This window comes from Brucella sp. NBRC 12950 (genome assembly GCF_030268145.1).
In the GTDB taxonomy this organism is placed as follows: Bacteria; Pseudomonadota; Alphaproteobacteria; order Rhizobiales; family Rhizobiaceae; genus Brucella.
Genome location: NZ_BSQC01000020.1, coordinates 75,122 through 96,132 on the forward strand (window position 1 = coordinate 75,122; position 21,011 = coordinate 96,132).

The following is a 21,011-nucleotide window of genomic DNA, read 5'->3' on the forward strand; positions in this document are numbered from 1 at the left end:
GCCTTACCTCGTTCCCATAATGCGTTCAAAGGGGATCAAAAGACTGGCTAGTCGGAAGATCAGAAACACGCAAATAAGTAGCACCACGCTGATTGAGGACGCTGCGCCCCACTCGTGATAAACTTCGATATTTCGCGAAACGAGCATTGAGACCATGTAAGTTCGGCCACCACCGAGTAATTCCGGCGTGATATAGAACCCAAGCGTCAGCACGAAGACCAGCACCATGCCGGCGATCATGCCTGGTAACGACAAGGGTAAGAAGACACGCGTGAATACATAGTAGGGTGTTCCACCAAGGCTTGAACCAGCCATTGAGAGTTCGTGCGGAATTTTCTGCATTGTCGCATAAAGCGGTAGCACCATGAATGGGAGCAGGATGTGGATCGTGGCAACGACCGTGCCAAATTCATTATTCACCAGGAGCAGCGGAGCATCGATGAGGCCGAGCGACTTCATTGCGGAATTGACCAATCCGGTGCGTTGCAACAGGATCAACCACGCATAAGCGCGGACTAGAACGCTAGTCCAGAATGGCAGAATAACCATTGCCAGAATGATGATGCTCCATTTCTGGCTTACGGTCGCTGCAAGATAGGCTATCGGATAACCGAGCAAGACTGATACGATTGTGACAATGAATGCGATCTTGAAGGTTTGAAGAAATGTCATCCAGTAGACGTTATCAGTCAGAAAGCGCTGATAGTGGACAACAGTAAATCCTCCGTCTTGCCATACCGACTGCCAGGCAAGCCAGAGAAGCGGTAGGATCAGCAACACAGTAACGACCGTAAGGGCTGGTGCCAGAAGAAAGACCATCAACCGCGTTTCTTTGCGTCGATGGATTTCACTTGGATTGAGTGTCGCGTTGCGCATCGATTTCACCGCCGAAATTTACGACATCCAATGAATGCCAAGAAAAAATAATAGTGCTCGCGCGATGCCTGGACGCGCGAGCATGGTCTGATTATTTCTGGATAAATTCGGCCCACCGCTTCTGAGCTTCTTCGCCGGCTTTCGAGCTCCACCATTGATCTGAAATCAGAACTTGCTTTTTTGCATTGTCTGGTGAACTTGGCATTTCAGCTGCCCGTTCAGAGCTAATTTTGCCGGTCGTATAAGCTGCAGGATTGGCTGGGCCGTAATCAATATAGGCCGGGAAGTTTGCTTGAATCTCAGGGTCCAGTGCCGCATTTATAAACTTTACACTGGTCTCCAAATTCGGAGCGCCCTTCAAGATACAGAGCGATGTATATTGCAAAAAGCCCTGATTGAATGTGTAACCAATGGGCAACCCTTCTTTGACCACAGCGGAAACACGACCGTTCCATGCCATTGTCATATCCACTTCGCCATCTGCAAGGAGTTGAGCGGATTGTGCGCCTGATGTCCACCAGACTGTGACAAAGGGCTTAATTTTCTCGAGTTTCTTGAACGCACGATCAACGTCAAGAGGATAAAGTTTATCGACAGGGACGCCGTCGGCGATCAATGCAGCTTCTAGCGTTGCCAATGGATGGTTACGCAAAGCGCGTGTGCCGGGAAACTTCTCGACATCCCAGAAATCGACCCAGGTTTGCGGAGGTGTGTCGCCAAATTTCTCTTTGTTGTAGGCGAGTACACTCGAATAAAACTCGTACGCCACCGAATAAGGCGATTTGTACTCGACCGGCATGTCCTTGACGTTGGGAAGTTGAGAAAAATCCAGTTTCTCAATCATACCCTGCTCTCCGCCGCGGATACAATCTTTTGCCGGCGTGTCGATGACGTCCCAAACTGGTTTTCCGGTTTCGGTTTGCGTTTTTATCACCGGCCATGCATCGGGGGAGCTATCTTGATTGATCGTTATGCCAAGCTTTTCTGCGACGGGGTCGAGGATGGCTTTGGTCTGCGCTTCTTGATAAGCGCCGCCTTGTGAAACGAAAGTGATCTGATCGGCCGAAGCGTAGCCTGCCCCAAAAGAAAGGGCAGCTGAACACAGGAGGAATGCTGAAACGGTCATGCGCATTTTTGTTCTCCTCTAATGGGCGCAAGGCCCTTTTTATATTTGCCGGCTCGGTTGGATTACTGCTCCGGCGCGCAGCGTTTTACTGCCTCATCGCCCAATGGCGTCGAGGAACTGATACCAGCCTGCGACTAAGCGTACTGCTGGCGCGCGCAGACCATAAAATGGAATTGATTTAAGTGGCAGCTCCGTCAGTAATCCCAGATCGACCTTATGACCCGCGACCAATTGCGCGACATGTTTGCCAATATAGGACGACATCGCCACACCGGTGCCATTGTAACCAAGCGCATAGAAGATTTTGTTGTCGAGCCGTCCGACATGGGGCAGGCTATCGAGAGTCATTGCGACCAAGCCAGACCATCGATGAGTTACTTTGACAGCTTCCAACTCTGGAAACTGTTTGATCATGGCTTTTTGCAAAGCGGCGAAGGCAGATTCTGAATCGGATTTTCCAAATGCTCCGCGTCCGCCGTAAATGAGACGTTCTTCGGATTTTCTAAACCAGCGCATCATACGTCGTGTTTCAGTATAGCTGCGACCGTTTGTAAGCAAAGTCGCCGCTTCCGTGTTGGTGAGGGGCTCTGTCGCGATCATTGCGGAGCGAAAAGGAATAATTGATTTTTTAACGTGAGCCGTTGCCGATGTGAGATCGGAATAAGAATTGGTTGCGATAACCACCTTTTTTACGCGTAGCGTGGCTGTTGCTGTTTCAACAATCACCGCGTCTGTTTCGTTCCTGAAGCCTAAGACTGGTGTGTTTTCACAGATAGTCACACCTTCATTTGCAACGCCGCGCGCCAGTCCAAAGGCGAAGTTGAGAGGATGAATGACGCCTCCATGCGTGTTGAGCATAGCACCGACAAAGTCTTTCGATCCGGTCTCCTTTGCGACTTCGTCTGCAGACTGTATCGAGCAAGCGTTGTCGCCTAACGCATCATTTAGCCAGGCGCACTCGGCTTTGAGCATGTCGAATGAGAGTTGGTTATGCGCACAACGTAAGGAGCCGGTAGGCCTATAATTGGCGCCTTCTATGTCATAATCGCGGGCAAGCTCTGCCACATGTTCGACGGCTTCAATTGCGACATCGTGCATACGACGTGCAACATCAATTCCAAACCGGCTGGCAATATCGCGATAAGCCAGCCGGAATTTTGCGGAAACGACGCCACCATTGCGCCCGCTTGCACCCCATCCGATGCGACTTGCTTCCAAAATGATTGTTGAAAGCCCCTGACGCGCCAGGTAGCGAGCCGTCGACAAGCCAGTATATCCACCGCCAACGATTGCGACATCATATTGAGCAGCGCCCGCGACTGCTGAAAACTGCGGACGTTCTGCGGCCGTGGACTGCCAGAGTGATCTGATATCGTCAAAGGGAGGTTGGGTCGCCATGATGAGGTGACACTCCGCTGTTAGGCTGCGTTCGCAACTGAAGCGTCGTAAACTTCCGTGTCAACGGCATCTGCAAGCTGCTTGAGCGTCGAAAAATGGAAGTCGGGCTTTGTCACATCTTTTGGTGTAGGTGTGCCACCAAAGCCCTTTTGTCCCTGTCGGCGTTCGATCCAGCAAGTCGTATAGCCAAGTTCTTTTGCAATACCGATGTCGTGATACTGGCTCTGCGCGACATGCAGGATTTCCGAAGGTTTGAATCCGAAGGCCGACTGACGCCCTTTGTTAAATGCAAAGAAATTGGGATTTGGTTTGGCATAGCCAGTTTCATCACAGGTTACGCTATCGTGGAAAGGATTCTCCAAAGTCTCCGAATAGGCTGAGAATGTGGTGCGATCGGCGTTGGTCATGGCAACTAGACGGAAATTTTTGCGCAATCTCTTGAGTGCAGCAACAGAGTCGTCGAACGCAGGGTGTTGGAGGATTGCAAATTGGAACAGCTCTGCAGCCGCTTGATCGTCAGCGAGATTTAGCTCAGACGCCATATGAAGATAGACATCCTTCATTGCAGAGGAGGAGCGACCGTAAAACTTGTCGCGGCCGCGAATATAAGGGCCGAAAATTTCGTCGTCGGTTAGTTTTGCTGCTTTTTCGCCGCCGACTTTTCGCGTTGCATTCAGCACGCCGGTTTCGAAATCAATCAACGTTCCCACAACGTCAAAGGTCATCACTTTAAAGTCAGTGATCTTCATGTTCTTTTCCTCATAGTGCTTTGCATGGTGATTAGTTCACTTCAGGCACAATTACCGTGTCTTCGGGATGAAGTGCGATTTCGATAGCTTCGCCAGGCGCACGAAGTTGCGCCCGCCCAGCGTGGTTTGTTGGAAGGCGGAAACTGATAGTCTCGCCTGAAGCAAGTTGGATAAAAACGCGAATACTCTCGCCTTGATAAAGTGCCTCGACGACTTTGCCGTGTAGGCGATTAAGACCTTCCGGTTGCGTCGGCGATCCGCTCACGACCAGCTTTTCAGAGTGGAGGGCAAGAAACAGCTTATCGCCTGTTGGTATCGGGTATGCTGATCGCAGCACCGTTCCCGCGAAGCGAACCGAATGATCGCCCTCACGCGATACTGGCATAAGGGTGGCTTCGCCAATAAAGCTTGCAACGAAAGCGTCAACCGGTCGATCGTGCAACATCTCCGGTGTATCGATTTGGACAATCTTGCCTTTGTTCATGATGGCAACGCGATCGCTCATTGTCAGCGCTTCACGCTGATCATGAGTGACATAGACGATTGTCGCTTTGAGTTTACGATGGAGCTGTTTGAGTTCGATCTGCATGTTTTCCCGGAGCTGCTTGTCGAGCGCCGATAGGGGTTCGTCCATCAAAATGAGGCGAGGTTCGAAAATCATTGCACGGGCGAGGGCGACGCGCTGTCTTTGTCCGCCGGATAGTTCATGGATCTGACGATTTTCGAGCCCTGTCAGTTCGACCATGGCCAAAGCTTCGCGCAACTTCTCGGGCCAATAGGCTTTCGGAACACGGCGCGCCCGCAAAGGAAATGTGATATTATCGGACACATTCATATGCGGAAACAATGCATAGTTCTGAAAAACGATGCCAATGTCTCGCTTGTGAGGTGGCTCCAATGTAATATCGCGGTCGCCCAACCAGATTGATCCTGATGTGGGCTGCACAAAACCTCCCAGGATCCCCAAAAACGTTGTTTTTCCTGAACCGGAGGGCCCAAGAATAGAAATGAACTCGCCTGGTGCGACATCCAAACTGACGGAATCCAGTGCGCAAAAAGCACCATAGGTTTTCGTAGCGGATCGGATTGAAACTCCCACACTGATAGAATTCTTCGTTTCAGTCATCTGATTTCACTGACTAAATCCCGACGTCTCCACGCTGAAGTGGTCGCGCTCTGTTGCATGCAATGGAAAAGCGAAACAAGGAGCGGAAGCGCATTCTCTGAAGCGTTTACCGGTACTAAATGTTTTGTTCCCCTGACGAAGATGGAGGATATTTTCCTCTCTTGGTTTGAGATGAGAACAAATATCTGGGATTGGTGCAATTGAAAAAAGCTTGACGGGGTGTTACAAAATGTAATGACTACACTGCGACGCATTCTGCCCTCTATGAACGGACTTTTCACGTTGGAGTCTGCCGCGCGGCATGGAAACTTCTCCAAAGCGGCTCAAGAGCTCAACGTCACACCAGCAGCAATCAGCAGAATGATTGCGAGGTTGGAAGAGCATTTGGATGTGCAACTCTTTGTGCGCACGACGAACGGGGTCACACTGACCGAGTATGGGAAAATTCTAAATGAATCGATCCAACGAGGATTCGCCGGTATCGAACAGGCTCTTCGAGAAATCAGTGACCGAAAGCAGGGCGTACAGACAGTTACGTTATCCTTATCGACCGGTTTCACGACGCATTGGGTCATGCCGAGGATGGCATCTTTCAAGACGGCGTTTCCGGGGATTGATCTGAGATTTGAGTTGATCATGGGGCCGCTGGCCGGACCTGTGAACGATGTTGATCTCGGAATGCGTTTTGTGAACGGCAGCGATGACAATCATGAAGCGACCTTTGTCATGCCGGAGATTTTAATGCCGATTTGCAGTCCGAGTTATCAAAGAGAACAAAGGGATGAAGATTCGGTACTTGATCAACCGGCAACAACCTTGATTAATCTTAGTGAGGCGCAACCAAACTGGCCCGACTTTTTCTTGCCTGCGCGAGGTCGAGGCACTCACGATGAAATGCTGTTCTCGGATTACGCAATTGTCGTGCAGGCGGCATTGCTGGGACAAGGTGTAGCGATCGGGTGGCTAAATGTCGTGGCCCACTGGCTGCGTACGCAAGCCTTGGTCCCAGCGCATAATCGGTTTTTGTCCACGCATCGTAAGTGCCATCTCGTACGTTTACGAGACCGGCCATTGCGTCCGATAGTGTCTGAGGTTCGCGATTGGCTTATTGCTGAGTTAATGGACGATATTGATGCAATTGTAGGGATGTATCCAGCTTTAGGGCTCGAGGATGCACTGGCGTCCGAGCAGTAGCTGATGTGGCTTTATCCCCAACCATGAGCAGAGAGACCATAAATCCATGGCTCGCCTGCTTTTTTGCTCAGAAAGGGCTTCCCCTTCGACATAGTGGTTACTGTTCCGAAGATTTTCAGCCGACATTGTGCGATAAATTGCGGGAACGGGCCGTCTTTCTCGCGTGTATCGACACGCGCAAACTCCCCTTTTAGTTCTTCAAGATGGCTCGCGGTCAAATGAATTGCATCCTCATCTCCATTTGCAACGATTGGGCCGATGACTTTCCCGCGCCCAAATTCCCGGCAAAACGAAAAGCCGACCAGTCGGCCATTGCGCATTAAACCGCTTATCGCAGCAGTATCGGCGATCAGCCTTAGTAAAGCACGGCGATCAACACCGAATGCACTGCTATCCAGTTGATTGATCTCATCAAAGTCATCCATTGAAAGATTAACAATTTCTCCTTCAAGAGGGGGCAGTTGCGGGAGTGTCAATGCGACTTCACCTTGGCATTGATAAACGGTCGCTTCGTCTGCGAAACCCATAGAAATATAGAGGCTATGGGCGGCAGGGGTCGCATTAAGGCTAAGATGGCGGCCCGCACAGCGCTCGAGGACTTGATCCATAAGCCAACGGCCGTTTCCCTGTGCCTGGTTGCGTGGCGATGTGATTACCATACCAATCGTGGCAAAATCATCGCCGTACGGGAACCACATCGCACTCCCGAACACGCGACCAATTCCATCAACCGCAACCAAACCTTGTCCGCTTTTCAACAACAGTTCCCAGTCTTTTGGGCGATGCGGCCAGCGAACGCCCATTGAAAGTCCATGAAGCAGATCGATTTGAACAGTGGTGATGTCTTGCGCAACAAGTTCGAACGATTTCAATCGCACTGAATTCTGCATATCCGTTTCCTACCCAAGCCCATCAGCAAAATATTCGGTTCTCGTCGAGCTGTCAGCGAAAACAATCTTCACCGAGCAACGTATTTTGTCGCATCATCTCACGTTCGAGCCAGCACGATTTGCTTGATGGGCAGACCAATTCGCAATCTTTGGCTGAACCTCCGCATTATTCGGCACGGAACACTTTTCGGATTTTTTATTCTTGTCGAAAGGCCAACGATCAGTTTTGCGTGGTTACAATGAACGTCGAAGATATTCTCACTGCTTTGATCGCTTTTCCCTCAATTGTAGGGACGCCCAATAGCGCTATCGTCGATTGGATCAGCGATTATGCAAAAGCTCATGGGGGAAGGGTCGACGTGTTGCCTGGCCCAGAAGGTGACAGGGCAAATCTATTCATAACTGTTGGCCCGCGCGAAAATGTCCCGGGCTATATTCTCTCTGGGCATATGGATGTTGTGCCGGCTGGAGAGGCTGATTGGCTTAGTGATCCTTTCAAACTTCATAAGAGCGGTACTAAGCTTTACGGGCGAGGTACCACCGACATGAAAGGTTTCCTGGCTGCAGCGCTTGCCGCACTTCCCAAGCTTGCATCCAGCGAATTGCAACGTCCGGTGCATCTCGCTTTCTCCTATGACGAAGAGGCAGGCTGTCGTGGAGTGCCGCATTTACTCGAAGCGCTTCCCGGTCTTTGTGCAAAGCCGCTTGGTGCCATAATTGGCGAACCGAGCGGAATGCGCGCGGTGCGCGCGCACAAAGGAAAAGCTGCAGCGCGCCTTGAAGTCATTGGTCGGTCTGGCCATTCGTCGCGCCCTGATCTGGGGTTAAATGCTGTCCACGCGATGGCAAATGTTATAGCACAAGCGACGATCTATGCTCGAACGCTTGAATCTGGACCCTTCGATAGCAGTTTTGAACCGCCTTACTCGTCGTTACAGTTTGGCATTGTTTCAGGTGGGCAGGCCGTCAATATTATTCCGGATCGGTGCATCGCGGATGTTGAAGTGAGGGCTATATCAGGTTGCTCGCCCGTAGCATTGCTTGAACCGGTTCGGGAGGAATTGTTATCACTGCGTGCCCAGGGCTTTGAAGTTCACTGGCATGAGTTGAGTGCATATCCCGCCCTTTCTCTCCCAGAGACGAGCGACCTTGCGGGGTTACTCGTGGAGTTGACAGGGCAGGAGTGCAAGGGCGCGGTGAGCTATGGAACCGAAGCCGGGCTTTATCAGCAAGCAGGCATAGATGCGATTATCTGCGGTCCTGGTGAAATAGGACGGGCACATCGTCCGAACGAATATATCGAGATTGCAGAGTTGCATGCCTGTCAAACGATGATCGAAAAACTCGGTACCCGACTTACCGCATCAAACTGAATGGACGACTGGACCTAATGGCCTTTCTTTTCAATTCCGATCCCGCGCGAGGTGCTGTATTCCGCGAAGCTTTTTCGAAATCGCTTCCTGACCTCGAATTCTATATGTCAGGCGATGATATCGATCCTGACAAAATACGTTACCTGATTAGCTGGGTCGCTCCTGACGATATTGCGCGTTATCGCAATCTCGAAGTCTTATTCTCGATTGGTGCAGGTGTCGATCAGTTCAAGCCGGGAACTGTGCCGGAAGGCGTAAAACTTGTTCGCATGGTGGAAGATGGCATCATTCGAATGATGCAGGAATATGTCACACTTGGCGTTCTTACTCTGCATCGAGAAGCTATAGCCTACCGCCAGCAGCAAAATACCGGGCATTGGGCAGCGATTGCGACACCTCAGGCATCTGAACGCAGCGTAGGCTTTCTTGGTCTCGGCATGTTGGCTGAAGCCGCAATCGAACGTCTGAAGCCATTTCAGTTTCCGCTTTCAGGATGGAGCCGCAGTCAGAAGGCTATCGAAGGCGTTACATGTTTCCACTCCGAGGCGCAATTTACAAGCTTCTTGGAGCAGACGGATATCCTCGTCACGCTCTTGCCGTTAACAGAACAAACCCGTGGAATGTTAAATTCGAGGCTTTTTTCTGCGCTGCCCAAGGGGGCTCGTCTGCTGCATTGTGGCCGCGGACCGCAGCTTGATCACCAAGCGCTGATTGAAGCGCTCGATAGTGGGCAGCTTTTTGCAGCCATGCTGGATGTAACTGATCCTGAGCCACTTCCCCAAGGTCATCCACTCTGGTCCCACCCCAAGGTGCTCATCACACCACATATTGCATCGGTCACTCAACCGCACACGGCAGCGAAATCCGTCATCGAGAATATCCTGCGCCACTGCGCTGGAGAAGAACCGATCGGTCTTATCGATCGAACACTGGGCTATTAACTCAAAGGGAATGTTATGACACTTCTGATCACAATCGATCCGAACCCAGATTTTGCACCCAAAGAAGCGCTTCCAACACCGGATCGCCTCATCTCGGGAACTCCGTCTTTCAAGACCTGGGCACAGGATGCCTCGAAGGGCGACAAGGTCTTGACTGGTGTGTGGGAAGCGACGCCGGGTGAAACCCATTCGATTAAGGGCACAATGCTTGAATTCTGCCACATACTCTCCGGGCTTGTCGAAATCGAGGAAAAAGACGGAGAAACCAAGACTTATCGCGCTGGCGATAGTTTTGTGATGAAGCCAGGTTTTGTGGGTGTGTGGCGTACGATCGAAACAGTCCGCAAAATCTACGTTTGTGTTTACGAGTAGAATTGGCATCCCGCAATAATTGACTGGGCGAAGTCTGTCTGGCGGGATTGAAAACCGCCAGATGAGCTATCCCCGATCAAAAATGCGGCGGGTGCAGCTCTATAGTCGTCTCAACAAAAATACGAGGTGCGCCATGACTTTGAGTTTCAATCCGGAAACCCTTGAACTTCCATTTTATCACTATATCGGTGGCGAGCGTGTTGACGCGGTAGGCGGTCTTGAAATGCGGAGGCCTTCTGATGGCGAAAACTATGGTGATTGCCCAATCGCAAACGTCGATCTCGTTGATCGTGCAGTACAGACGGCCAAAGCAGCCCTTCGATCCAGCGGATGGGCCGATGCCCGCCCGCGCGAGCGCTTGACTGCTATGCATCGCTGGGCCGATCTGATGGAACAAGAAGCTGTGAGGTTGGCGCGTCTTGAGGCTGTTTCCTCAACTCGTCCTATCGCGCAGCTTATTGAAGGCGATATAGCCGTCACCGCCGAGCAAATTCGCTTTTTTGCCGAGTTTGCAGACAAGGAAGGCAGTGATGTCGTGCCAACCAGCGCGTCGACCTTCGGAATGACGCTGAGTGAACCTTACGGCGTAATCGGTGCTATAACACCTTGGAATTTTCCAATATCTATGTCTGGATGGAAGCTCGGGCCTGCATTGGCTGCGGGTAACGCCGTCGTCCTGAAGCCGTCGGAGATTACCCCATTTTCTACGCTCTATATGGCGGAGCTTGCTGTAAAAGCGGGGATCCCTGCAGGTCTAATTAACATTGTGCTCGGTGATGGCCCAACCACGGGTAATGCGATTACCGGTCATCCTGATATTTCTAAGGTCAGTTTCACCGGATCAACAGCTGCGGGCGCGGCAATTATGGAGAATATTGCTCGTTCCGGTATTAAACCGATGACACTGGAGCTCGGCGGAAAAAGCCCACAGGTGGTCTTTGCGGATGCTGACTTGGAGTTGACCGCCGCGGCAATCACACGTGGCATTCTCAGTAACGCCGGACAAGCATGCGTTGCTGGTTCGCGGCTGATTGTTGCGGAGGAAATTGCCGATGCATTGAGCGAAGCAATCGCCCGTCGTATGGCCAATATTAAACCTGGTCCGACTTGGGACGAGAACACGCAATACTCACCGATTATTTCGGAGCGGCAGATTTGTCGTATTGACGAGATAGTGCAAAAAGCTGTTGGCCTTGGAGCAGAAAGCGTTGTCGGTGGGAAACGGATGGATCGTGAAGGATATTTCTACGAACCTACTCTCCTTCGCGGTGTTAGTGAGAGTTCTCCGGCGGTTACCGAAGAAATTTTTGGGCCTGTGCTGACTATTCAGACGTTCAAAGAAGAGAGCGAGGCGTTAGCGCTTGCGGATCATCCGACTTACGGATTGGCGGCAGGCTTATTTACGCGCGATCTATCTCGAGCCATTCGCGTTACGAAAGCATTGCAGGCCGGCACTATCTGGGTAAACCGCTATGGTCGATCCCGTGATCATATTTTACCGACCGGCGGATATAAAAGTTCGGGTATCGGCAAAGATCTTGGTCGTGATGCGTATCTTGCAAATCGCAAATTCAAAAGCGTGCTTATTGACCTATAAATATTTGTCTCAACGCGCATTTACTCCGAAAACTTCAGTTTTTAAGAGTTGCGCTCTTAGGGGAACGAAAAATGACAACCTATTCAATTGCCCTGATCCCGGGGGATGGCATCGGGAAAAATGTGACCAGCGCAACCTGGGAGGTTTTGCAACAAGCCGCAAAGAGTAATGGCTTTGCGCTGGAAGGGACGAACTTCCCGTGGTCCTGCGAGTACTATCATGAAACCGGGTCAATGATGCCCGCAGACGGGATCGAAACGTTGCGTCAGTTTGATGCAATTTATCTTGGTGCTGTTGGCTGGCCTGCAGAAGTACCGGATTCGGTGTCGCTGCACGGGCTTTTGCTACCGATCCGCAAGGCGTTTGTGCAATATGCCAATATTCGCCCACATCGTTTGCTCCCTGGGGTCACGGGCCCACTGCGCTCCGACGGGTTTGACATCCTTTGCATCCGTGAAAATACGGAAGGCGAGTATTCTGGTGCTGGCGGAAGGGTTCACTCAGGTACAAAAGATGAAGTGGCCGTTGAAACTGCGATTTTCACCCGTACGGGTGTCGAGCGCATTATCCGTTTTGGTTTTGAGCAGGCCCGTTCGCGCCGCAAGAAACTGGCATCGGTAACCAAGTCCAACGCTCAGAAATATTCTATGGTTTTCTGGGACGAGGTGACCAAACAAGTCGCCCAGGATTATCCTGACGTAGAAGTTTCGCATTATCATATCGACGCTATGGCCGCGCGCATGGTTATGGCACCCGATAGCCTTGATGTGATTGTGGCATCAAACCTCTTTGGTGACATTCTAACCGATCTTGGAGCTGCTATTCAGGGTGGACTTGGATATGCGGCATCAGCCAACATTAATCCAGATCGCACAGCACCTTCGATGTTTGAGCCGGTTCATGGCTCTGCACCTGACATCGCTCATCTTGGAATAGCCAATCCGATCGCTGCGATCTGGTCTGGTGCGATGATGCTTGATCACCTTGGTGAGCATCAAGCTGCAAAAGATGTGATGACGGCAATTGAAGCTGCAACGGCTCAGGGTATTGGAACTGTTGCTGGTAAAGACAAGACGGACGCGATTACGCAAGTCGTGCTTACGGCCCTGACATAAAGAGGTATTCATGTACAGGTTGAACGATCAGGCGCTTTTTCGCCAACAGGGTCTAATTGGTGGTGTCTGGCAGGATGCAACGTCTGGTGCAACAGTCGATGTTACCAACCCAGCAAGCCTTGGCAGTTTGGGGACAATCCCTGACATGGGCGGAAAAGAGACTCGCGCGGCAATCGATGCCGCCGCAAACGCTTTCAACTTATGGGTAAAGAAGCCCAACGCCGAACGCGCCGCGCTGTTGGAACGCTGGTTTGCACTGATGGTAGAGCACGAGCAAGATCTTGCCCTTCTACTGACATTGGAACAGGGCAAACCCCTCAATGAGGCATTAGGCGAGATCCGTTATGGCGCTTCATTCGTGAAATGGTTTGCTGAAGAAGCACGCCGCATCGACGGGGGCAGCATTCCTTCGCCAACGCCAGACCGTCGTATTCTGGTTCTCAAGGAGGCGGTCGGTGTATGCGCGATTATTACGCCGTGGAATTTCCCCAACGCGATGATCACTCGCAAGGTTGCTCCGGCCTTGGCTGCAGGATGCACGGTTGTCATTAAACCTTCAGAGTTTACGCCGTTTTCGGCACTGGCGCTCGGCGTTCTGGCCGAGAGAGCAGGCATACCGGCTGGCGTGATAAATATTGTCACTGGCATGCCCACAGAAATCGGTAATGAACTGATGGCGAATGAAACTGTTCGCAAGATTTCCTTTACCGGATCAACGCGTGTTGGTTCGCTACTTATGAAAGGTGCCGCTGACAGCATCAAGCGCTTGAGCCTTGAGCTCGGGGGCAATGCGCCGTTCATTGTGTTTGACGATGCTGACGTCGACCAGGCAGTGGAAGGTGCTATAGCGTCAAAATTCCGTAACGGCGGCCAGACCTGCGTCTGCTCGAACCGTATTCTGGTTCAGTCTGGAATTTACGAAGCATTTGCTCTTAAACTTTCAGCCCGTGTTGCGAAGATGAAAGTGGGTGTTGGAACTGATGAAGGGGTGGCAATTGGTCCTATGATCAATCATGCGGCGATTGAAAAGATTGAACGCCATGTGAGCGATGCGCTTGGGCGCGGTGCAAAGATCCTTGCACAAAGCGAAAGCATGCCCGAAGGCCGCCAATATGCCCGTCCCATTGTTTTAGGTGACGCTACAACTGACATGTTGCTTGCAACGGAAGAAACGTTCGGACCTGTTGCGCCGCTGTTCCGATTTGAGACCGAAGAGGAAGCGATCGACATAGCCAATGCAACACCATATGGTCTCGCTGCATATTTCTTTACGGAGAATCTGAAGCGGTCATGGCGTGTTGCGGAGGCACTGGAATTCGGCATGATCGGCCTTAATACCGGCCTCATCTCGACGGAGGTTGCACCGTTTGGCGGTGTCAAGCAGTCGGGGCTTGGCCGCGAAGGCTCCAAAATGGGCATAGATGAATATCTGGAAGTGAAAGCTCTGCATGTCGGTGGACTTTGAGCAAAATCAAAAGGGCGGTCGGGCCGCCCTTTTTTGTATCTCAATTTACTGGAACTTATCGAGCATTTTGTAATAAAATCCGACAAGCGGCAAAAACCATGGTTTACCGGAGTAGCCCGGAATAGTTGGCCATTCCAAGCCGGAAAATGGGTTTTTGTCCCCGCGTCCCAGAATTGCATCTGCTAGATAGATTCCCATCTGCGTTGACATTTGAGCGCCGTGTCCCGAATAGCCCATTGCGTACCAGATGCCGTCCGCGAACCCTGCGCGGGGATAGCGATCCTGTGTCATGTCGACCAGTCCACCCCAACAATAATCGATCTCGACATTGGCCATATGGGGAAAAATCTTAACGAGACTTTCGCGTAAAATGGAACCGCTTTTGTTATCGGATCGCTGATCCGATGTGGTTGAAAAACGCGCGCGGCCGCCAAAAATCATGCGGTCGTCGGGGGCAAGGCGGAAATAATTTCCGATATTCATCGACGTCACATAGGTGCGATTGCCAGGCATTGTGGCAGCGATCTCGTTGTGTGTCAGTGGTCGGGTGGCAATGATGAAACTGCCTACCGGGATGATACGCTTGCGAAAATAGGAGAAACTGTTTGTCGTATATGCACCTGTTGCCAAAATGACAGTGTCGGCGGTAACTTTCCCGCGCGAGGTAACGATCTGATGGATGGTGCCGATTTTTGTTCGTTCGTGAACTGTTGTATTCTCAAATATGCTGGCACCGTGCCGCGCTGCAGCTGCAGCCAAACCAGTCACGTAGCGACCCATATGCATCATGGCGCTTTTCTTGGAAAGCATCGCACCATGAAAATGATCTGATCCGACTTCCCCTGAAAGTTGATCACGGCGCAGTAAGGCCGTGTCGGGATCAACTTCGGCATGGATTGCTTCAAAGTTGCGCTTCAACCCTTCGAAATGTGAAGGTTTTGAAGCTAACTTTAGCTTGCCCGCGCGCCTGAAAGAACAGTCAATATTTTCTTCAGTGACTATACGTTCGATTGTATCAACAGAACTGTCGAAGGCTTTATAGAGCGCTTTAGCCCTTTCCGGACCAAGGTGCTGTTTTGCTGCGACGAAACTGTGGGCAAGACCGTTGTTGAGATGCCCCCCGTTGCGGCCTGATGCGCCTGATCCAACAAGCCCCGTTTCAAAAACCGCAACATTGCTGCCCGCTTTGGCAAGATGCAATGCTGCTGAGAGCCCCGTAAAACCACCGCCGATGATGACGACATCATAATGCCCTTCCGGCTGGTTCTTTATCGAAGCGGTGAAAGGGGGCGTTGTATCGTGCCAATAAGGCTTGAATTGCATCTTGATTGGTCCTGAAAAGGTGCATCCCGAAAGTCGTAGAACGTTTTTCGGGATGCACGTCAAACGACGAACTACAGTCCAACGACACCGGCCAGACCGGAAATATCTTTGATTTCGGTATAGCCGTAATAGGGATTTGCAGGCTCGTGACCTCGATTAACCCATACTTTGTTCTTGATCCCGAGATCATGCGCCGACATCAGATCGTAGCGGAACGACGATGAGACGTGCAGAATGTCTTCCGGATTGGCGTTGAGCTGATCGAGCATATACTCGAATGCCTTGAAACGAGGCTTATAAGCATGCGCCTGCTGAGCTGTGTAAACAGCGTGGAATGGTGCGCCCAGCTTATCAACATTGTGGTGAATTTGCTCGTTCATAGCGTTCGAGAGAATAACAAGCGGAATTTCTTTGGCCACCTTAGCGAGACCCGCCGGCACATCCGCATGGGGACCCCAACTTGGCACGCGTTCATATACTGTGCGCGCGTCTTCGGGCCTGAAGGCTACATTGTTCTTCTTGCAGGTGCGTTCGATCGCGTTGTGAACGACTTCATTATATGGCTTCCAGTCTCCGAGAATTTCATCCAGACGATAGGCTGCAAAATTGTTGATAAACTGTTGCATCTGCTCATCATTAAGCTGTTCGCTATAAAGATCGCATGCAGCTTCTGCCATCTGAAAGTTGGTCAGTGTTCCGTAGCAATCGAAGGTGATGTATTTTGGTCTGAACTGGGCCATGAATTGTTCCTTCTGAGGCTTGCAGGCACTGCTGTGCCATTGCCTTACATCATAATGAGCGCAGAATAGACTAATCACTGCATTCATATACGTGCGAAGCAGATTGTTTCGTATCTGGCCAGAGCTTTGGCAGAGAGTTGCGCGAACCGTGATGTTTGGCGCGCTTTCACGACCCGTTATATGATTATTTGGGGTCGGTCAGGAGTGTCCCGCGGCATAAGATGCGGCTAAAGCGCGGCAGGAAAGTGTAAACGCGTCGCATTTGTATGTTGGTCGGGAGGAACTGCTGTGCGCGTCAATCTAATTTGAAGACAAGAAGAACCTTGCCGGATAGAGACAGGATGACCACTTCGCAAATCACATTTGAAACGATGACGCCGGATCATCTTGATGGCGCCATTGTATTGTCGAAACAGGCAGGTTGGCCTCATCGGCGAGATGATTGGGCATTGGTGCTCGCGTTAAGTAAAGGCGTCGTTGCTCTTGAGGACGGGGCTGTTGTTGGTACCGCTATGGCGACGCCATTGGGTGATGATATTGCAACCATCAACATGGTAATTGTTGACGAAACCATGCGCGGGCGTGGCGTTGGTCGCAAATTAATGCAGGCGGCACTTGATGCTGCTACCGGCCGCACCTGCCTGCTTGTTGCAACGCAGGATGGTCTGCCTCTTTATGAAAAGCTTGGTTTTGTCGCAAATGGTGAAATAATACAGCATCAGGGCGTGGTTGCAGAGGTTGAAGCTCCACAAAATGTGGATTGGGCGAGTGCTTGCGATTTGCCCCAGTTGGTTTCGCTGGATCATCATGCCACTGGCCATGATAGGGGCGCGCTTATGCAGCTTCTTAATGAGGCTGCGTCTTTTGCTGTTATTCGGAATGGCGAACAGATTATGGCATTTGCGGGTATTCGTGAGTTTGGTCGGGGACAAGTCATTGGTCCGGTCGTCGCAAAAACCGATAATGATGCACGCTCATTGATTGATTTTCTGCTCGCGCAGAATGCCGGCAAGTTTATTCGTGTTGATTCAAACGTCACAACGAATTTGGGCAACTGGCTCACAGAACGTGGGCTCGTCCATGTTGGGGGCGGGATCACAATGCGCCGCGACCTGCATCTTAAAGTAGAACGACGCGATAGCGAGTATCGCACATATGCGCTTGTAAATCAGGCTTTAGGTTGATCTGGAGAATAAAATGCTGAGCAATTCGCTGATCGAACTTGATCGCGCCCATCTGGTGCATCCGGTTTCATCGTTCCGCAGTCACGAAGCGGCGGGGGTTCGAGTGTTAAAGTCGGGCAAAGGCGCGACTGTAACTGACGCAAGCGGCCATAAACTACTTGACGGGTTTGCAGGTCTTTGGTGTGTAAACGTAGGCTACGGTCAGAACAGTATCGTTGAGGCGGCTACCAAGCAATTGCAGGAGCTCCCATACGCGACTGGGTATTTCGGCTTGGGTTCAGAGCCCGCCATCCGCCTCGCCGCCGAACTCGCAGACCGCGCCCCAGGCGACCTTAATCACGTTTATTTCACGCTGGGCGGCTCCGATGCGATTGACAGTACAATCCGGTTCATTCGCTATTATTATCATGCCAAAGGTACACCACAGAAGGATCAGTTCATTTCGGTCGAATATGGCTATCATGGCTCTTCGACCGCAGGTTCCGGTTTGACAGCACTACCGGCATTTCATGCGGGCTTTGGTGTGCCTTATGACTGGCAGCATAAAATTCCATCACATTATGCTTATCGCAATCCGGTGGGCTCGGATCCGCAATTAATCATCGATGCGTCGGTTGCAGCGCTTCGCGGGAAGATTGAAGAACTCGGGGCAGAACGTGTCGCTGCATTCTACGTCGAACCTATTCAGGGTTCTGGCGGGGTGCTTGTTCCGCCGGCGGGTTGGCTCAAGGCAATGCATGCGCTCTGTAAGGAGTATGACGTACTGTTCATCGCCGATGAAGTGATCACCGGCTTCGGACGCACGGGCCCTCTGTTTGCTTGTGCTGAGGATGATGTTGTACCGGATTTCATCACGACTGCCAAAGGTCTGACATCGGGCTATGTGCCGATGGGTGCTGTGTTTATGTCTGACCATGTCTACAACACGATTGCCGATGGCGCAGGCAAGTCGGCGGTTGGCCACGGCTATACCTATTCTGCACATCCCGTTAGTGCGGCAGTTGGCCTAGAATGCCTGCGGCTTTATGAAAATGGGCTGCTCGAAAATGGCCGCAAGGCTGGAAAGCGTCTTATGGCGGGACTGCAGTCGCTGGCTGACCATCCATTGGTTGGTGATGTACGTGGACGCGGTATGTTGGCGGCGATTGAGCTGGTCGTTGACAAGGAAAACAAGACGCCGCTTCCAGCCGCTGCTGATCCTGCGCGCCGTATTTTCGACCGCGCCTGGGATAATGGTCTGGTAATCCGGGCGTTTGCAAATGGTGTTCTTGGCTATGCGCCACCTCTTTGTTGCACTGATGAAGATATAGACGCGATCATCGAGCGCACGCGCAAGACCCTCGATCAAACGTTGGCTGATGAGGATGTCCGTATCGCTATGAAAGGATGAATTTGACGAGCAGCAGCCCTGTTGCGCTTCGGAATTTCGTAAAGCTATGAGATTCGCAATATTATGCTGCTGCTCTTCATCAATTCAGCGCAATTTACGTGCTTCTCCGTAACACACTATCAAAGCTGCCAAAGGTGAGGACTAAAGGCAAATCCATCGGATTAATTGGGATATCGAATTAAATACCCTGCACCCATTGGGTTCAATCGCTTTCTCTACGCCTGGCTCGGCTCACATTGCAACGAGGTGTTGTTTACGACTGAATTTCTGAAACCACGGTGAAATCGGTGACTATAAACCGACGCACCTGACGTAATTTTACAAGGGGAACTGCCATGAGCGAGAAGATAACCAACTGGACTTCTTCCGACGATCGGATGATTGAAAATGCAATTCGCCGTGGGGCAACCCGACGCGAATTGTTGCAGATGATGCTTATGGGCGGCGTGGCTGCCGCAGCCGGCGCGACGGTTCTTGGCCGCGCGACAGCTGCATATGCTGCTACCCCAGTTAAGGGCGGTTTCATCAAGGCGGCTGGTTTTAGTGCGTCCACCGCTGATACACTTGATCCTGCCAAAGCCTCCAACGCTACCGACTATGTGCGTTGCTGCGCATTCTATAACCGTTTGACCTTCCTGAATGGTCAGGGTGAGACCGAAATGGAATTGGCTGAGAGCGTCGAAAGCTCTGATGCGAAGGTCTGGATCGTCAAGCTACGCAAAGGTGTGACGTTTCATGATGGCAAATCCCTAACGGCAGACGACATCGTTTTTTCGCTGAACCGTCATCTTGATCCAGCCGTTGGTTCGAAGGTAAATGCGATTGCCAAGCAGATTACCGGTGTCAAGAAAATCGATGACACGACGGCTGAGATTACGCTCGAAAATCCAAATGCCGATCTGCCAACGATTCTCGCGATGCATCATTTCATGATCGTCGCGAATGGAACTACGGATTTTTCCAAGGGCAATGGTACGGGACCATTCGTTTGCAAGGAGTTCCAGCCGGGTGTCCGCTCGATCGCTGCTCGCAACGAGAGCTACTGGAAGAACAGCGGCCCACACCTCGACTCCTTTGAGTTCTTTGCAATCTCCGATGAAAGCGCGCGTATGAACGCCGTCTTATCGGGCGATATTCATCTTGGTGCCAATCTCAATCCGCGCTCGTTGCGCGTTCTAGAAAATAACCCAGCGGCAAAACTTTTCATTTCAAAGCTTGGCACTTACACGAACCTCAATGTTCGTCTTGATCTCACACCGGGTGATAAGGCTGGTGTTGCCGAGGCGCTAAAATATCTTACCAATCGTGAGGTTATTCAGAAATCGGTTCTTCGTGGTCTTGCGGAAATCGCAAACGATCATCCGGTTCCTACGACAAGTAAATATCACAACGCAGAACTCAAGCAGAGGGAATTTGATCCTGAGCGGGCAAAGTCACTGCTTGAAAAGGCCGGGATGCTCAATCAGGAAATTCGCATCACTGCCGCGGAAGCAGCATCTTCGTCGCTCGATTATGCGATGGTTCTTCAGCAGGCTGCATCGACTATCGGGCAGAAGATTACCATTGATAGGGTTCCGTCTGATGGTTATTGGTCGAACCACTGGCTGAAGGATCCAGTCCATTACGGCAACATTAATGCGCGTCCGACACCTGATATCTTGTTCTCGCTGCTCTATAAGACTGACGCCCCTTGGAATGAAAGCCAGTATAAATCGAGCAAGTTCGACGCCATGTTGCTTGAGGCACGGGGTTCGCTGGACGAAGCAAAGCGCAAGGAGATCTATGGCGAAATGCAGGCCATGGTATCCAACGAGGCTGGTACGGTCATTCCGGTATTCATGTCTAATGTTGACGTGATTTCGCCGAAACTGAATGGTCTTGAGCCAAATCCGCTTGGCGGCATGATGGGGTATACCTTTGCCGAGCACGCTTGGCTGGAAGCCTGACCTTTGGTCATGTAATCCTGCTTTTGTGGTTTGGGCAGAACATTTGTTTTGCCCAAACTGGCTGTTTCACCCGAGAATTGGGCCGCGCATGACCATAAAGTCACCATTGTTGAACCTTGTTGCCAAGCGCCTTGTTGTTGCGGTCGTTACGCTTTTGATTGTTGCGTTTACGATCTTCTTTGCAACCGCGATGCTGCCTGGAGATG

The 21,011-nt window shown here is 51.3% G+C and carries 18 protein-coding genes; 10 read left to right on the forward strand and 8 right to left on the reverse strand.

Annotated elements, in window-relative coordinates; translation table 11 throughout:
- Window positions 1-3: 3 nt before the first annotated feature.
- From QSJ70_RS24970 to QSJ70_RS24990, 5 genes are all read right to left on the reverse strand, one after another.
- Complete coding sequence (locus QSJ70_RS24970; RefSeq protein ID WP_285540588.1) at window positions 4-876, reverse strand: ABC transporter permease; 873 nt, start codon at window positions 874-876, stop codon at window positions 4-6.
- A 91-nt stretch (window positions 877-967) separates the two neighbouring features.
- Window positions 968-2,002, reverse strand: coding sequence for an ABC transporter substrate-binding protein (locus tag QSJ70_RS24975; protein ID WP_285540628.1), 1,035 nt, complete (start codon window positions 2,000-2,002; stop codon window positions 968-970).
- A 93-nt stretch (window positions 2,003-2,095) separates the two neighbouring features.
- A complete protein-coding gene (locus QSJ70_RS24980; RefSeq protein WP_285540591.1) occupies window positions 2,096-3,400 on the reverse strand; it encodes an NAD(P)/FAD-dependent oxidoreductase in 1,305 nt (434 codons plus the stop codon).
- Window positions 3,401-3,420: 20 nt separating this feature from the next.
- Window positions 3,421-4,149 carry an HAD-IA family hydrolase gene (locus QSJ70_RS24985; RefSeq protein ID WP_285540592.1) on the reverse strand — a complete coding sequence of 243 codons (729 nt, stop codon included), beginning with the start codon at window positions 4,147-4,149 and terminating at the stop codon, window positions 3,421-3,423.
- 31 nt (window positions 4,150-4,180) lie between these two features.
- Window positions 4,181-5,275, reverse strand: a complete 1,095-nt coding sequence (locus QSJ70_RS24990) for an ABC transporter ATP-binding protein (protein ID WP_285540594.1) — start codon at window positions 5,273-5,275, stop codon at window positions 4,181-4,183.
- A gap of 234 nt (window positions 5,276-5,509) precedes the next feature.
- Between QSJ70_RS24990 and QSJ70_RS24995 the strand changes: the two genes are divergently transcribed.
- The gene (locus QSJ70_RS24995; protein ID WP_285540597.1) at window positions 5,510-6,469 is read left to right on the forward strand and encodes a LysR family transcriptional regulator; all 960 of its coding nucleotides are present in this window, start codon (window positions 5,510-5,512) and stop codon (window positions 6,467-6,469) included.
- 11 nt (window positions 6,470-6,480) lie between these two features.
- Here QSJ70_RS24995 and QSJ70_RS25000 read toward each other — a convergent pair whose 3' ends face one another.
- Complete coding sequence (locus QSJ70_RS25000; protein WP_285540600.1) at window positions 6,481-7,359, reverse strand: GNAT family N-acetyltransferase; 879 nt, start codon at window positions 7,357-7,359, stop codon at window positions 6,481-6,483.
- Window positions 7,360-7,598: 239 nt separating this feature from the next.
- Between QSJ70_RS25000 and argE the strand changes: the two genes are divergently transcribed.
- The 6 genes from argE to QSJ70_RS25030 all read left to right on the forward strand — a co-directional run bounded on the left by argE (window position 7,599) and on the right by QSJ70_RS25030 (window position 14,222).
- Window positions 7,599-8,732, forward strand: a complete 1,134-nt coding sequence (argE, locus tag QSJ70_RS25005) for an acetylornithine deacetylase (RefSeq protein ID WP_285540602.1) — start codon at window positions 7,599-7,601, stop codon at window positions 8,730-8,732.
- A 17-nt stretch (window positions 8,733-8,749) separates the two neighbouring features.
- Entirely contained in the window at window positions 8,750-9,673 is a 924-nt protein-coding gene (locus QSJ70_RS25010) for a 2-hydroxyacid dehydrogenase (RefSeq protein ID WP_285540604.1), read from the forward strand.
- 15 nt (window positions 9,674-9,688) lie between these two features.
- On the forward strand, window positions 9,689-10,045 hold the full coding sequence (locus QSJ70_RS25015; protein WP_285540606.1) for a cupin domain-containing protein: 357 nt from the start codon (window positions 9,689-9,691) through the stop codon (window positions 10,043-10,045).
- Window positions 10,046-10,178: 133 nt separating this feature from the next.
- On the forward strand, window positions 10,179-11,642 hold the full coding sequence (locus QSJ70_RS25020; RefSeq protein ID WP_285540607.1) for an aldehyde dehydrogenase family protein: 1,464 nt from the start codon (window positions 10,179-10,181) through the stop codon (window positions 11,640-11,642).
- Window positions 11,643-11,713: 71 nt separating this feature from the next.
- Window positions 11,714-12,757 carry a tartrate dehydrogenase gene (locus tag QSJ70_RS25025; RefSeq protein ID WP_285540609.1) on the forward strand — a complete coding sequence of 348 codons (1,044 nt, stop codon included), beginning with the start codon at window positions 11,714-11,716 and terminating at the stop codon, window positions 12,755-12,757.
- A 10-nt stretch (window positions 12,758-12,767) separates the two neighbouring features.
- Window positions 12,768-14,222 (forward strand): NAD-dependent succinate-semialdehyde dehydrogenase, encoded by a 1,455-nt coding sequence (locus QSJ70_RS25030; protein ID WP_215781534.1) that lies wholly within the window; start codon window positions 12,768-12,770, stop codon window positions 14,220-14,222.
- Between the two features lie 45 nt (window positions 14,223-14,267).
- On the opposite strand, the gene QSJ70_RS25035 is transcribed toward QSJ70_RS25030, so the two are convergent.
- Complete coding sequence (locus QSJ70_RS25035) at window positions 14,268-15,545, reverse strand: NAD(P)/FAD-dependent oxidoreductase (RefSeq protein WP_285540612.1); 1,278 nt, start codon at window positions 15,543-15,545, stop codon at window positions 14,268-14,270.
- A gap of 71 nt (window positions 15,546-15,616) precedes the next feature.
- A complete protein-coding gene (locus tag QSJ70_RS25040; protein ID WP_285540614.1) occupies window positions 15,617-16,285 on the reverse strand; it encodes a haloacid dehalogenase type II in 669 nt (222 codons plus the stop codon).
- 341 nt (window positions 16,286-16,626) lie between these two features.
- Between QSJ70_RS25040 and QSJ70_RS25045 the strand changes: the two genes are divergently transcribed.
- The 3 genes from QSJ70_RS25045 to QSJ70_RS25055 all read left to right on the forward strand — a co-directional run bounded on the left by QSJ70_RS25045 (window position 16,627) and on the right by QSJ70_RS25055 (window position 20,805).
- Window positions 16,627-17,469, forward strand: a complete 843-nt coding sequence (locus QSJ70_RS25045; protein ID WP_285540616.1) for a GNAT family N-acetyltransferase — start codon at window positions 16,627-16,629, stop codon at window positions 17,467-17,469.
- A gap of 13 nt (window positions 17,470-17,482) precedes the next feature.
- Complete coding sequence (locus tag QSJ70_RS25050; RefSeq protein WP_215781540.1) at window positions 17,483-18,859, forward strand: aspartate aminotransferase family protein; 1,377 nt, start codon at window positions 17,483-17,485, stop codon at window positions 18,857-18,859.
- A gap of 335 nt (window positions 18,860-19,194) precedes the next feature.
- Window positions 19,195-20,805: an ABC transporter substrate-binding protein gene (locus QSJ70_RS25055; RefSeq protein ID WP_285540618.1), complete on the forward strand. Its 1,611-nt coding sequence runs from the start codon at window positions 19,195-19,197 to the stop codon at window positions 20,803-20,805.
- The last annotated feature ends 206 nt before the right edge of the window (window positions 20,806-21,011 follow it).